The sequence below is a fragment of the Haloferula helveola genome, from assembly GCF_037076345.1.
Taxonomy (GTDB): Bacteria; Verrucomicrobiota; Verrucomicrobiia; order Verrucomicrobiales; family Akkermansiaceae; genus Haloferula; species Haloferula helveola.
The window spans coordinates 4,779,471-4,792,696 of record NZ_AP024702.1 but is presented as its reverse complement, the minus strand read 5'-3'; the positions used below and the strand labels follow the sequence as shown (position 1 = coordinate 4,792,696).

Annotated in this window: 6 protein-coding genes; 5 read left to right on the top strand and 1 reads right to left on the bottom strand. The window is 62.7% G+C overall.

Annotation, left to right across the window (positions count from 1 at the left end; genetic code table 11):
- Nucleotides 1-4: 4 nt before the first annotated feature.
- Nucleotides 5-1,018 carry a DUF2891 domain-containing protein gene (locus tag HAHE_RS18120; protein ID WP_338686423.1) on the bottom strand — a complete coding sequence of 338 codons (1,014 nt, stop codon included), beginning with the start codon at nucleotides 1,016-1,018 and terminating at the stop codon, nucleotides 5-7.
- Nucleotides 1,019-1,199: 181 nt separating this feature from the next.
- Here HAHE_RS18120 and HAHE_RS18115 point away from each other — a divergent pair, with 181 nt between their 5' ends.
- From HAHE_RS18115 to HAHE_RS18095, 5 genes are read left to right on the top strand one after another with little or no spacing between them, the layout of a single operon-like run.
- Nucleotides 1,200-2,777 carry an SLC5 family protein gene (locus tag HAHE_RS18115; protein WP_338686422.1) on the top strand — a complete coding sequence of 526 codons (1,578 nt, stop codon included), beginning with the start codon at nucleotides 1,200-1,202 and terminating at the stop codon, nucleotides 2,775-2,777.
- Between the two features lie 6 nt (nucleotides 2,778-2,783).
- Nucleotides 2,784-6,116 carry a DUF5107 domain-containing protein gene (locus HAHE_RS18110; protein ID WP_338686420.1) on the top strand — a complete coding sequence of 1,111 codons (3,333 nt, stop codon included), beginning with the start codon at nucleotides 2,784-2,786 and terminating at the stop codon, nucleotides 6,114-6,116.
- Nucleotides 6,113-6,811 carry an SGNH/GDSL hydrolase family protein gene (locus tag HAHE_RS18105; protein WP_338686419.1) on the top strand — a complete coding sequence of 233 codons (699 nt, stop codon included), beginning with the start codon at nucleotides 6,113-6,115 and terminating at the stop codon, nucleotides 6,809-6,811. Before HAHE_RS18110 ends, HAHE_RS18105 begins: the two co-directional genes overlap by 4 nt.
- Nucleotides 6,808-10,017, top strand: a complete 3,210-nt coding sequence (locus HAHE_RS18100; protein ID WP_338686417.1) for a discoidin domain-containing protein — start codon at nucleotides 6,808-6,810, stop codon at nucleotides 10,015-10,017. The genes HAHE_RS18105 and HAHE_RS18100 overlap by 4 nt, the downstream gene beginning before the upstream one ends.
- Nucleotides 10,014-13,205 carry a discoidin domain-containing protein gene (locus HAHE_RS18095; RefSeq protein ID WP_338686416.1) on the top strand — a complete coding sequence of 1,064 codons (3,192 nt, stop codon included), beginning with the start codon at nucleotides 10,014-10,016 and terminating at the stop codon, nucleotides 13,203-13,205. The genes HAHE_RS18100 and HAHE_RS18095 overlap by 4 nt, the downstream gene beginning before the upstream one ends.
- The last annotated feature ends 21 nt before the right edge of the window (nucleotides 13,206-13,226 follow it).

Sequence of the window (13,226 nt, the reverse complement as noted above, 5' to 3'; positions counted from 1 at the left end):
CACGTTATCGTCCGCTTTTCCCCAACAAATACACCGCGAACGAAGCCAACCAGTGCTCTCCTTCGTAATGTCCCGTACGTACGAATGCCAAGCCGGCAGCTTCGTGTGCGGCCGCTGACCTTTCGAGCACGGACACCCGCGGATCGTCGCACGACAAAGCGGATGCGATTCCCTTCATCGCCCATGAGCGGCTGAGATTCAGCCCGGCCAAATGGATCAGATGACCGTCCGAGGGATCACTGATCTTCACCGGATTCAGGAGGTTGCCTGCCTCTTCCTCCCCCAATCGGGGGAGGAAACCTTCGAGCCATCGCTCAAACCGGTCACGATCGAGCACCCTCCGCATCAGGTCCGCCTCGTTGAGCCCGGGTGAAAAGAAGTCGTTGCCGGACGGCTCGTAGCGGGTGGGGTAATTACGATCCTCGCCGTAGAACCGGAGCGACCGCTCGATCAGCAACTCATCAAGCTCGCGATCTCCCACCCCGCGCGCGTAGTCGAGCATCTGCGCCAGAGGAAACGCCGACTCGGGGTGGAAGCCGCAGCGCACCGGCCAATCCATCTTCGGCAGATAGTCCGTTGCGAGCCGCACCAACGTTTCCTCCAGTGGCTTGAATCGCTGCGACCAGTCCTGCGCCTGAACATCATTCCAATTCGCCAGCTCAAGAGCCAGCCGAAGCGCCCATGCCCATCCATACATCCGTTCAAACGAACGGTTTTCCGGCTCAAGGAAGTAATCCGCCTCGGCCCGCAGACCGCCCGCGGACAGCCGCGAATCGAGCATCTCTCTCACCCGGTCCGAAAAACCGGCCTCAGGGAACAGACGGACCAGCCGCACCAGCATCCAGTGCCCGTGGACCGACGAGTGCCAGTCGAAGTGCCCGAAGAAGACCGGATGCATTTGCCTGGGCGTCTTCAATTCACCCGCACCCGTCAGCACCGCTCCGGGCTTGTTCGGATACTCCCGGTCGATCCCGGCCAACGCCAGAGCCACGAAATCCTCAGCTTGTTCCTCAGTCACAACAGGATCGGGATCGCACCATCCAAGAGACCGACCAAGCATGAAACCACCCCGCCCATTCCACGGCTTAGGGAGTTCCGAGCATCTTGACGGACACTGAATAAAATAGACTACATCACAACCAGAACAGACAATCGCCCGTTTTCTCAGAGAAGCCCAGCATCATCCCCCCATCACCGCCGTGGAAACCCTGACCATTTCAACCTTCGTTCTCTTCTTCCTGATCGTCATCGGCTTTTCCCTGTGGAAAAGCCGAAGGACCCAAGGCACGACCGAGGACGAATCCTCCTACTTCCTCGGAGGCCGCTCGCTGAGCTGGCCGGTGATTGGGATTTCCATCGTCGCCGCGAATATCTCGTCCGAGCAGATGGTCGGCATGGCCGGCGCCGGTGCCGCCAGCCAGGGACTGGCCGTAGCGGCTTGGCAGCTGATGGGCTCGGTTTTCATCGCGCTCGTCGCGATCACCCTGCTTCCGAAGTTCCTGCGCGCGGGCATCTACACGATGCCGGAGTTCCTCGAGTATCGCTACGACAAGGCAACGCGCAGCGTGATGGCCCTGATCACCGTCGTGATCTACGTCGGAGTCCTCCTCACCGCGGTGTTGTACACCGGCGCCACCGCCCTCAAGATCCTCGTCGGAATCCCGATGGGCAGCGGCGTCTGGATCATCGGGGCGATCGGCACCCTCTACGCCGCAACCGGCGGGCTGAAGGCGATCGCATACGCCGACCTGATCCAAGGCATCGCGCTGCTTGCGGGAGGCATGATCGTCTTCTTCCTCGGTCTCAATGCCTCGGGCGGCTGGGCCGACTTTTCGACCGCGAATGCCGACAAACTCAAACTCCTGCTCTTCGAAGGTCATCCCGGCTACAAGGACCTGCCATGGCACACGGTCTTCAGCAGCATGTGGATCGTGATGGTCTACTACTGCGGACTGAACCAGTTCATCGTTCAGCGGAATCTCGCGGCAAAGACACTCCGCGACGGGCAACTCGGAATGATCTTCGCCGGCGCGCTGTGGCTGCTGGTTCCGTTCGCAATCGTGATGCCCGGGATCATGGCAGCGAACCTCTTCCCCGAGGAAATCGCCGACAAGGCGGACGGCGCCTACCCAACCCTGATCAAGCAACTCGTCGGCCCGGGACTCCGCGGTTTCATCTTCGCCGCGATCGCGGGAGCGATCGTTTCGACCCTCGCGTCGTTGCTGAACTCTTCATCGACGATTGCCTCCATCGACCTCTACCAGCGCCTGATCAACCCGAAGGCCAGCCAGTCCCGGATCGTCATGCTCGGACGGATTCTGACGGTCGTTTTCGTCATCATCGGCTGCATCTCAGCTCCGCTGCTCACCGACGGCGTCTTCGGATTCATCCAGCAATTCCAAGGCTTCATCTGGCCCGGTGTGGTTGCCGCGTTCCTCGGAGCCTTCCTACTCCCGCGAGCTCCGTCGCAAGCCGGCTTTGTCGCACTCGTCCTCGGCCCCTTCGCCTACTCCTTCTTCCAGATCGCCACCAAACAGGGACTGTTCGCAGGCATCCTCGGCGAACCGTGGTTCGAAATGCATTTCCTCACCCAGGTCCTCTGCGCCTTCGGGGTCGTGTTCGCGGTGATGATCGGGATCACGCTCGCCCGTCCACTGCACGAACCCCGCGTCCTGCCCGAACGCGAGGACGTCGCGCTGACCACCGAACCGGTCGTGAAGGTCGCCGCCTTCGCGGTCATCGCCGCCGTTGCGGCCCTGTTCCTCATCTTCCGCTGACCCGTCATGTCCGTCATTGCCCGCATCGAACCGCGCATCATCCCGACGTATCCGGTCGGCGAGCCCGAGAAGAACCCGATGTTCTTCGAGCGCCGCGTCTATCAGGGAAGCTCCGGAAAGGTCTATCCGGTTCCCTTCATCGACAAGGTGCACGACGAATCCGTGCCGGTCTCTTATCAGGCCGCGACCCTTGAGAACGACTTCGTCCGTCTCGTAATGCTTCCCGAGATCGGGGGAAGAATTCTGATCGGTCAGGACAAGACCAACAACGACTACGACTTCTTCTACCGTCAGGACGTGATCAAGCCGGCCCTCGTCGGGCTCGCGGGCCCGTGGGTCTCCGGCGGAGTCGAGTTCAACTGGCCGCAGCACCACCGGCCCGGCACGTTCATGCCGACCGACGTCCACATCGAGGACGAAGGCGACGGAGTGTTCACGATCTGGATGTCCGAGCACGACCCGCTGAACCGGCTGAAGGGCATGCACGGGATCCGCCTGCGTCCCGGCTCCTCGCGGGTGGAGCTCCGCGGACGTCTCTACAACCGCACCCCCCACACCCACACCTTCCTCTGGTGGGCCAATGTCGCCGCCGAGGTTCACGACCGCTACCAGTCCTTCTTCCCCCCGGACGTCCATTACGTCGCGGACCATGCCGTCCGCGCGATGTCCAGTTTCCCGATCGCCAGAAATCCCTACTACGGCATCGACTATCGCGAGCGCCCCGGAGCAGACGATCTCTCGTGGTATGCCAACATTCCGGTTCCGACCTCTTACATGGTCTGCCAGACCCGGTTCGATTTCTTCGGTGGCTATGACTTCGCCAGGAATGGCGGCTTCGTCCACGTCGCGGACCGCCACATCGCACCCGGCAAAAAGCAGTGGACCTGGGGCAACGACCGCTTCGGTTGGGCATGGGACCGCGAACTGACCGATGAAGGCGGGCCTTACGTTGAGCTGATGGCCGGCATCTACACCGACAACCAGCCGGACTTCACCTATCTTCTACCTTACGAAACCAAGACCTTCACCCAGTCGTGGTGGCCGATCCAGAACATCGGCCCGGTGCAGCAGGCAAACAACGAAGCCGCACTCGCTCTCGACATCAGGGAAGACCGCTCCATCGCCATTGGCCTCTGCGTGTCGGAGCCCTTCGACGGCCAGCTTCGCCTCTCCACCCCATCCGGCTTGATCGGCACACTGCCCGTGAAGCTGGTCCCCGGCGAATCGCTAGCGGATTCCGGTCTAAGCTTCCCCGGCGAAAATCCGGCGGAGCTTCTGGTCGAACTGCTCGACAGCGAAGGACGTGTGGCGCTCGCTTATCGGCCTGTCGACACTTCGGAGCTGTCCCGGGAAAGGGATGTGGCGACCGAGCCGCCCCTTCCGGACGATGCGAAGACGAATGAGGAACTTTACCTGATCGGCGAACACCTCGAGCAGTACCGTCATCCGACCCGGGAGCCCGAACCCTACTGGCTGGAGGCCATCGAGAGGGATCCGGGTGATTGCCGAGCCCGGACCGCACTCGGACGCCGGGCATTGCTTCGCGGCGAGTTCGAGAACGCCCGCGCGCACCTCACCGAGGCCGTCGGCCGCCTGACATCCCGCCACCCGAACCCCGTCACTGGAGAAGCCCACTACCATCTCGGACTCGCTTGGCGCTACCTTGGCGACTCCGAGGCCGCGTTGCGCTGCCTCCACAAGGCGGCGTGGAACTACGAGTGGCGCAGTAGTGCACACTACCAGATCGCCACGATCGAATGCTCCCGCCACTGTTGGAACTCCGCGCTGGAACAACTCGACGCCTCCCTCGCCACCAATCGGGATCACAACAAGGCCAAGGTTCTCATGTCTCTGGTCCTGCACCGGCTGGAACGATCGGAAGAGGCAACGCGCACCCTCGAACCCCTGCTCGCCTCCGATCCCCTCGACCATTGGGCTCGCGTCGTGCGAGGACTCGTCGAAGGAAAGGGCATCCGGATTCCAGACGCTTGCCGCAATGATGCCCAGACGGTTCTCGACCTCGCGTTTGATTTCGAGGAAGCAGGATTCTTTGCGGAAGCCATCGAGCTGATCGAGGCACACCATGCCGCCGAGACCACCCCCGTCGCCGTCCCCAATCCGCTCGAGCGGACGACGATGACCGCCTACGTGCTCGCGTGGTTCAAGCACCGCACCACCTCGACGGATGCCGATGCCACGCTCACGGCAGCCCGCGAGTCTTCCCCGGACCACCTGTTCCCTTCACGCATCGAAGAGATGAAGGTGCTGGAATGGGCAATCTCGCGACCCGGGCCGGATCCGGTTGCGGCTTACGGTCTGGGGAATCTGCTCTACGACAAACGTCGTCACGCCGACGCCATCCGCGCATGGAGCTCCGCGGCCGATGCCGGTAGCCGCAACCCTCAAGTCCATCGCAATCTCGGAATCGCGATATGGAACCACCAAGGCGACGGCGAGAAGGCTGCCGCTCATTACAAGACCGCGCGCGAACTCGCTCCCGATGACCCGCGGCTTGTCAGCGAGTCCGACCAACTGGCCCGCAAGCGGAACCGTCCGCCGGAAGAACGCCTGCGCTTTTTGGAAGCCCACTCGGAACTCGTCCTCAGACGCGACGACGCAACCGTCGAACTGGCGGCCCTTCTCAATCTTTCGGATCAACCCGCGAAAGCTCTCCAGCTTCTGTTGTCACGCCGGTTCCACCCATGGGAAGGCGGCGAAGGCTCCGTCGTCAGGCAATACACCACGGCACGGCTCAAGCTCGGTCAGGCCGCATTGGACAAAGGAGACGCCGAGGCCGCCCACCGGGAGTTCGGCCTCGCCATGGAGACCCCCGAAAGCTTGGGCGAAGCCTATCACCCGCTCCAGGCGAAGGCGGACGTCAACTACTGGCTGGGACGCAGCCTCACGATGCTGGGCCGCCAGGATGAAGCAACCGCAGCTTTCGAGGCGTCGGCGTCCGAGCGCGGAGACTTTACGGAGATGGCGGTCGCCGAGCACTCGCCCCTCTCCTACTACCGCGGCCTCTCGCTGATCGAACTCGGCCGCGAGAACGAAGCGGTCGGACTGTTCGAAGACATGCGGCAATTCGCGCGGACCATGTTGTCGGAGCCGGCCAAGATCGACTACTTCGCCACCAGCCTGCCGAATCTGCTGGTTTTCGATGAGGATCTCCGGTCCCGCCGCGACGCCGACGCCTGGCTCCTGATCGCTCTCGCCAGCCACGGCCTCCGCGCATTTGACGAAGCGGAGTCCGCCGTCGAAAAGGTGCTCGCATTCGACGCGGCAGAGCCGGGCGCCGCCGCACTCAAGACCACTCTCACGCAGACCTCCGTCCCATGAAAACGCTGACTCTTCTTCTGGCCACCGCCACTCTGGCGTCCGCCGCGCCGCTTACCGATCTCGACACCGAGCTGAAGAAAACGTGGCCGAACAACCGGACGGTCAACATCGTGTTTCATGGCCACAGCGTTCCTTCGGGATATTTCGTCGCGCCCGATGTCCGACCGTTCGAATCCTACCCCCATTTCTTCCACCGCGATCTCAAACAGCGCTACCCGAACGCGGTGGTCAACGTGATCACGACCAGCATCGGCGGAGAGAACAGCATCCCGGGAGCCGCCCGCTTCCAAGCAGATGTGCTCAAACACAAGCCCGATCTGATCTTCATCGACTACGCTCTCAACGACCGCAGCCAGGATGCGGCTGCCGTTGAGACCGCGTGGAGATCGATGATCACCGCCGCGAAGACCGCCGGTGTCCCTGTCGTCCTGTGCACTCCGACGGGCGACACTCGCGAAGATCTCTCCGATCCCGCCAACCGGCTCCGGGTCCTCGCCGACATGATCCGCCGTCTCGCCAGCGAGGAAGACGTCTTGCTCGCCGATGTGTCGGCCGCATGGGTCGCCGAGTTGCAGTCCGGCACGCCACAAGCCGACCTTCACTCGACCGCCAACCATCCCAATGCCGCCGGTCACCGGGTCGCCGCCGACGCGATTCTCCAGAGCTTCGTCAGCGCCACTGAAGACTCCCCATGATCCGACTCCTGCTTCCAGTCGCACTTGCCAGTTCCCTGATGGCGACCGAACCGGTCGACCTCTCGGGCGACTGGCGCTTCGCACTGGACCCGTCGGACTCCGGCCTCCGGGATCAACCGGACAACTGGCGGTTTCCGGATACCATCCGACTGCCCGGAATGCTCACCGCACAAGGATTCGGCGAGTCACCTTCAATGGAATCCGACTGGACCATCGCAAGCTGGCCCCAGCCCGACCTGTTCCGCGAGTGGCTCGACACCGACAATTTCAAGTCGCCCTATTTCCTGACGCCACCACGCCACTATGTCGGCCCGGCATGGTATCAACGCGAGTTCACCGTCCCGGCAGAGTGGAGCGACCGGACACTGAGGGTTGAGTTCGAGCGCGTACACTGGGACAGCACGCTGTGGATCAATGGGCAACGCATCGGCCGACAGGACGCGCTTGGGACTCCGCACGTTTTCGAATTCGGGCCGCTCGATACCGGAGCACACACCATGACGCTGCGGATCGACAATCGCCTGGACGAGGTCAACCCGGGCCCGAACGCCCACTCGGTGAGCGACCACACCCAAGGCAACTGGAACGGGATCGTCGGCTCGATGACCCTGGATGCCCCCGGGAACAACCGCATCGAGCACGTTGGCGTTTTTCCGAGCAACGACGGTAGCGTCCGGCTGATCGTCAGCGGCCAAACCGACCCCAAGCTTCACGAAGCGTCGCTTCTGGCCGAAATCCGTTCTCCTGACGCCTCAAACTCGGCCTTCGCCAAAGCCGTCGCCTTCGCCCGGGAAAAGGACGGCACCTACCGGATTGAGCTCAATGCGAAGCTCGAGTCGGCTCCGCAGCTGTGGGACGAGTTCGATCCGCAGCTCTACTCCGCCCAGGTCCAGTTGTTCACCGGCGACGATATGGCGGTCGATGAAGTCGACACCACCTTCGGCTTCCGGGAGGTCGAAAACCGTAACGGAATCCTGCATCTCAATGGCCGCCGTGCCTTCATGCGCGGCACGCTCGAATGCGCGATCTTTCCAAAAACGGGTCACCCGCCAACCGACCTCGCCTCGTGGGAGCGCATCATCCGCATCTGCAAGGATCACGGGCTCAACCACATGCGCTTCCACTCGTGGTGCCCGCCGAGAGCCGCGTTTGTCGCGGCCGACCGACTCGGGTTCTACCTCCAGCCGGAAGCCTCAGCCTGGGCCAAGGGGTCCGCGGAAGTCGGGTCCGGGCGTCCCGTCGACCGGTGGATCAACGCAGAGACCAAGAGGATCCTCAGCACCTACGGTAACCATCCGAGTTTCGTCTTCATGGCCTACGGCAACGAGCCGGGCGGACCGAAGCACAAGGAGTGGCTGGCGGACTGGGTGGATCGGCAGCGCTCGAAGGATCCGCGCCGGCTCTACACCACCGCCGCCGGCTGGCCGGTAATGAAGGGAAGCGACTTCCACATCCCGATCAACCCCCGCATCCAGGGCTGGGGTCAGGGGCTCGGCTCGATCATCAACTCGACACCTCCTTCGACCACCTTCGACTGGCGCCAATATGCGGACAAGCATCGCGACGCCCCCATCATCGCCCACGAGATCGGCCAGTGGTGCGCCTATCCAAACTTCGAAGAGATTGCCAAGTACGACGGATTCTTCCGTGCCGGGAACCTCGAGATTTTCCGCGAAACGGCCGAAAGGAACGGCCTGATCGATCAGGCCCGCGACTTCCTCATGGCATCCGGAAAGTGGCAGGCCGGCGCCTACAAGCACGACATCGAAGCGGCGCTCCGCACGCCCGGCTTCGGCGGTTTCCAGCTACTCGACCTCCACGACTTCCCCGGTCAAGGCACCGCGTTGGTTGGCGTGCTTGATGCCTTCTGGGATTCGAAGGGCTACACCAGTGCTGAGGAATTCCGGCGATTCTGCGGCCCCGTCGTTCCTCTGGCGAGGATCCCCAAGCTCGTCCTCACCCAGGACGAAACCCTCGAAGCCGAGCTCGAACTCGCCCACTTCGGCCCCGAGGACTTCCATGCATTCCAACCTGTTTGGACCATCGCCGATGGCTCCAAGGTATTGGCGACGGGCGAGCTTGAGGCACGCCCGCTCAAAGCCGGCGAGGTCCACCAGCTTGGCACCGTGAACGTCAATCTCTCCGAGCTCCCCGCTCCTGCCAAACTGACTCTCAGCGTGAAGGGCACAAACACGGACGCCGAGAACTCGTGGGACTTCTTCGTGTATCCGTCCGAGCTGCCTGAGGCACCGGAGGTTTCGATCACCCGCTCCCTTGCCGACACGGTCGAAGCCCTTGAGGAAGGAAGCTCCGTTCTATGGCTCGCCGACTCTTCCGAGGTCGCCGACGATCCGGAATTCCCGCTCCAGATCGGCTTCTCGCCGATCTTCTGGAACACCGCTTACACCGATTGGCAGCCACCCCATACGCTGGGGCTCCTCAACCGGACCGACCACCCGGCTCTCGCCGACTTCCCGACCGACACTCACTCCAACTGGAACTGGTGGGAGATCGTCAGCCGCTCCCGCCCCTTCATCCTCACCGAGCACCACGAGTTGAAGCCCATCGTCCAGCCCATCGACGACTGGGTGACGAACCGCAAGCTGGCGCTCGTCTTCGAAGCGAAGGTCGGGAAGGGAAGCCTGCTTGCCTGCTCGGTCGATCTCACCCGTGGGATGGCCAGCCGCCCGGCCGCGAGACAACTCCTCCACTCACTCAAGCGATACGCGGCTTCCGATCGCTTCCAGCCCACGGTCGAAATGAGTCGCTCCGACCTCGAACGCCTCGTCCGCCGGCCGTCGAGACTCGCCGGAATGGGAGCCAAGGCGGCGGCGAGCAGTGCCGCCCGTGGATTCGAAGCCGCAAAGGCGATCGACGGCAATCCCGGTACTTTGTGGCACACACCTTTCGGAGCCGACAAGCGGCCTTTGCCGCACGAACTGACCGTCGATCTCGGATCCGCAACGCCGATGCGCGGAGTGATCATCACACCCCGCGGCGACGGAAACCGCAACGGGCGGATTTCGGAAATTCGGATCTATGACGACCGGAAACGCCTCGTGACCATCGCCCAACTTCAGGACTCCGCTCGCGCACGGCGAATCATGTTCCAAGAGCCACTGACCACCACCTCACTCCGCTTGGAGATCTCCGGGAGCTTCACCCCTCCCCTCGTCTCCATTGCCGAGATCGACATCGTGCCATGAAGCTCCACCGACTGCTGCTGTCTCTTCTCGGCACGCTCTGCGCACACGCCGGCATCCTCGACCTTTCCGGTGAGTGGAGATTCGCACTCGACCCGAAAGACCACGGTCTCGGCGCGGGTCCCGATACGTGGCGATTTCCAGACACCATCGAGCTGCCCGGCACCACTGCGGGCCAAGGCAAGGGACCGGAGCTCGAAGTGGAGCTCCGGATGGACAAGGAGACGATGAACCGGCTCCGCGAGCGCCACCCGTACGTCGGCCCGGCCTGGTATCAGCGCGATGTCACGATTCCCGACGACTGGAAGGGCAGCGACATCCGGCTGACACTTGAGCGCGTGCTTTGGGAATCCCGTGTTTGGATCGACGGGAAGCCGGTCGGAGAGCCGCAGAATTCACTCTCCGTTCCGCATCGCTACAGCCTCACCGACCATCTCCGTCCGGGGGAGACGCACACCCTGACCCTCCGCATCGACAATCGCCAAATCGTCGATATCGGAACCATCGGCCACGCCTACACGGCTGGAACTCAGACGATCTGGAACGGGGTCATCGGCGATATCCAACTGGAGGCGATCCCGAAGCGACGCCTGGATCATGTGGAGATCCGCACCACACCTGGCCGTCCTGAAGTCAAGTTCGCCTTCGAGATTACGAACCGGTCCACTCCGATCAACGGAACTATCGAAGTCCGTCTCGCAGCCCCGGATCAACCCGAACGCCTACTGGGTAGACGGCCCTACCGACTACCAAAAGGAACCTTCGTACAGGAGCTCTTCCTTCCCGATCGCCCCGATGGTTTAAGCGACTGGTCGGAGTTCAACCCTGAGATCCACCGATTGACCGTTTCGTTGGAAGCAGGTGGCGAACGCCACGTGTTCGAACGAAACATCGGTTTCCGGGAATTTGTGGCGGACGGACGTCACCTCCGGATCAACGGCGAGATGACCTTCCTGCGTGGCAATCTGGAGTGCGCCATCTTCCCGCAGACCGGTCACCCCGACGCCGAAGGCCCGCAGTGGGAGAAGATCATGCGCACCAGCCGTGACTACGGCCTGAACCATTTGCGTTTCCATTCGTGGTGCCCGCCGGAAGCGGCGTTCGAAGCCGCCGACCGCCACGGCATCTACCTGCAGGTTGAGCTCCCGAACTGGACCTTCAAGATGGGACAAAGGCCTGAAGTCGACGCCTTCTTCATCGCGGAAGGCGAGCGGATCTTGCGTGAATTCGGCCATCACCCCTCCTTCGTCATGTTCGCACTCGGCAACGAACTTGTCGGCGATCTGGCGGCGATGGACCGCATGGTCGAACACTTCAGGAAACTTGCGCCCGATGTCCTCTTCACCTCGACCAGTTTCGCCTTCTCGCCCCGCGGCAAGCTTCCCGGACCCGCCGACGACTTTTTCATCTCCCAGCAAACGCAGTCCGGCTGGGTCCGCGGACAGGGCTTTCTCAACTCGACCTTCCCCTCGACCGACACCGACTATGCGGAAGGACTCGAGTGCCTTTCGATTCCTCTCGTCACCCACGAGGTCGGCCAGTATGTCGTTTATCCCAACCTCGCGGAGCTTCCCAAATACGAATCCACGCCGCTCCGCTCCACCGCGTTGGAGGTGATCCGGAAGGACCTTCAGAGCAAGCACATGCTCGACGACGCCCACCGCCTCACACGGGACTCGGGCAAGCTCGCCGCCCTGCTCTACAAGGAGGACATCGAGCGCGCGCTCCGGACCAAGGACCTGGCCGGCATCCAGCTACTGCAACTTCAGGACTTCCCCGGACAGAGCACCGCGACAGTAGGATTGCTCGACTCCTTCTGGGATTCAAAGGGGCTCATTGAACCGGAACGCTTTCGCGACTTCTGCTCGCCCGCCGTCCCGCTTGCCCGGATGAGGAAATTCGTCTGGGAGAACACCGAGACATTCGCTGCGGAGATCGAACTCGCAAATTTCACCGGCTCGACGCTCAAGACCGGCTTTACCGCCACCTTGCTCGAGCCCGACGGAGAAACGCTAGCGCAGGCGACCTTTCCATCCGGACCCTACCCGCAGGGAAACAGCCTGGAAATCGGCCGATTCGAGACCGGACTCACATCGGTGGACTCCGCGACCCGCCTCACCCTGGTGGTCGAGTCCGGAAACAAGACACTCCGGAATTCGTGGCCGATATGGGTCTATCCATCGGAAGAAGATACCCCGGACGCAATCGTTCATCATGGCGCGTCCGAGGCCTGCCTCAAGGATCTGGAAGCGGGCAAGACCGTGCTTTTGCTTCCCAAAGGCAACGCGATCCGCTCACCGATCGACGCCCGGTTCATCCCGGTCTTCTGGTCACCCCTCCACTTCCCGGACCAGCCCGGCACGCTCGGCGCCACCATCGACACCGATCACCCGCTGTGGAGTGACTTCCCCACCGACACCCACACCAACTGGCAATGGTGGGAGCTGACGGCCCAATCCTCCGCCGTCGACCTTGCGGGATCGGTCCGCGAGATCGGCATGCCGTTCCGCTTCATCGACAAGTACGACCGGAACGCACTCCCTGCGGCAATCTTCGAGGCCAAGGTCGGCGAGGGCAAACTTCTCGTCTGCACGCTCGACGTCACCAGCCGGCCCGGCGAGCGGATCGTCGCCCGGCAGCTCTTCCGCGCGTTGAGGAAGTATGCGGCATCGCCGCAGTTCGATCCGACCGGCGCGCTTCAACCCGAGAAGCTGCGGGAGCTGTTCCGACCCGCCGGAGTCATCGCCACCGCGTCGTCAGCGCATCCGGGATTCCCGGCCACGCAGGCGATCGATGGTGACGCTGCGACGATCTGGCATTCGGACTGGCGGGAAGCCTCGGCGAAATTCCCGATCACCTACACACTCGATCTTGTCGAACCGGCCGAACTCGTCGGTGTCCGCGTCCAGAACCGCACCGACAAGACCAATGGCCGGGTGCGCGAGTTCGCCATCGACGCCTCCTCGGACGGCGAAACGTGGAGTCCGGTTCTGACTTCCGCCACACTGGCAGACAGCGGCGAAGCGAAAGACTTTGTCTTCAGAAAGCCGATCGAGGCACGCGCCCTTCGCTTCCGCGCGCTCTCCAGCCACACCGGCAAACCCATGGCCAGCCTCGCCGAATTCGCCCCGATCCGCTCCGACTCCGCCGACGTGCGGGACCTCGGCATCATTCCCGGATTCAACGACTGAACCCCACGACATTTCCACCAA

Bases quoted from the DNA above. Each gene is read 5' to 3' on its own strand.
- HAHE_RS18110 (WP_338686420.1), top strand. From the start codon at position 2,784: ATGTCCGTCATTGCCCGCATCGAACCGCGCATCATCCCGACGTATCCG.
- HAHE_RS18105 (WP_338686419.1), top strand. From the start codon at position 6,113: ATGAAAACGCTGACTCTTCTTCTGGCCACCGCCACTCTGGCGTCCGCC.
- HAHE_RS18100 (WP_338686417.1), top strand. From the start codon at position 6,808: ATGATCCGACTCCTGCTTCCAGTCGCACTTGCCAGTTCCCTGATGGCG.
- HAHE_RS18095 (WP_338686416.1), top strand. From the start codon at position 10,014: ATGAAGCTCCACCGACTGCTGCTGTCTCTTCTCGGCACGCTCTGCGCA.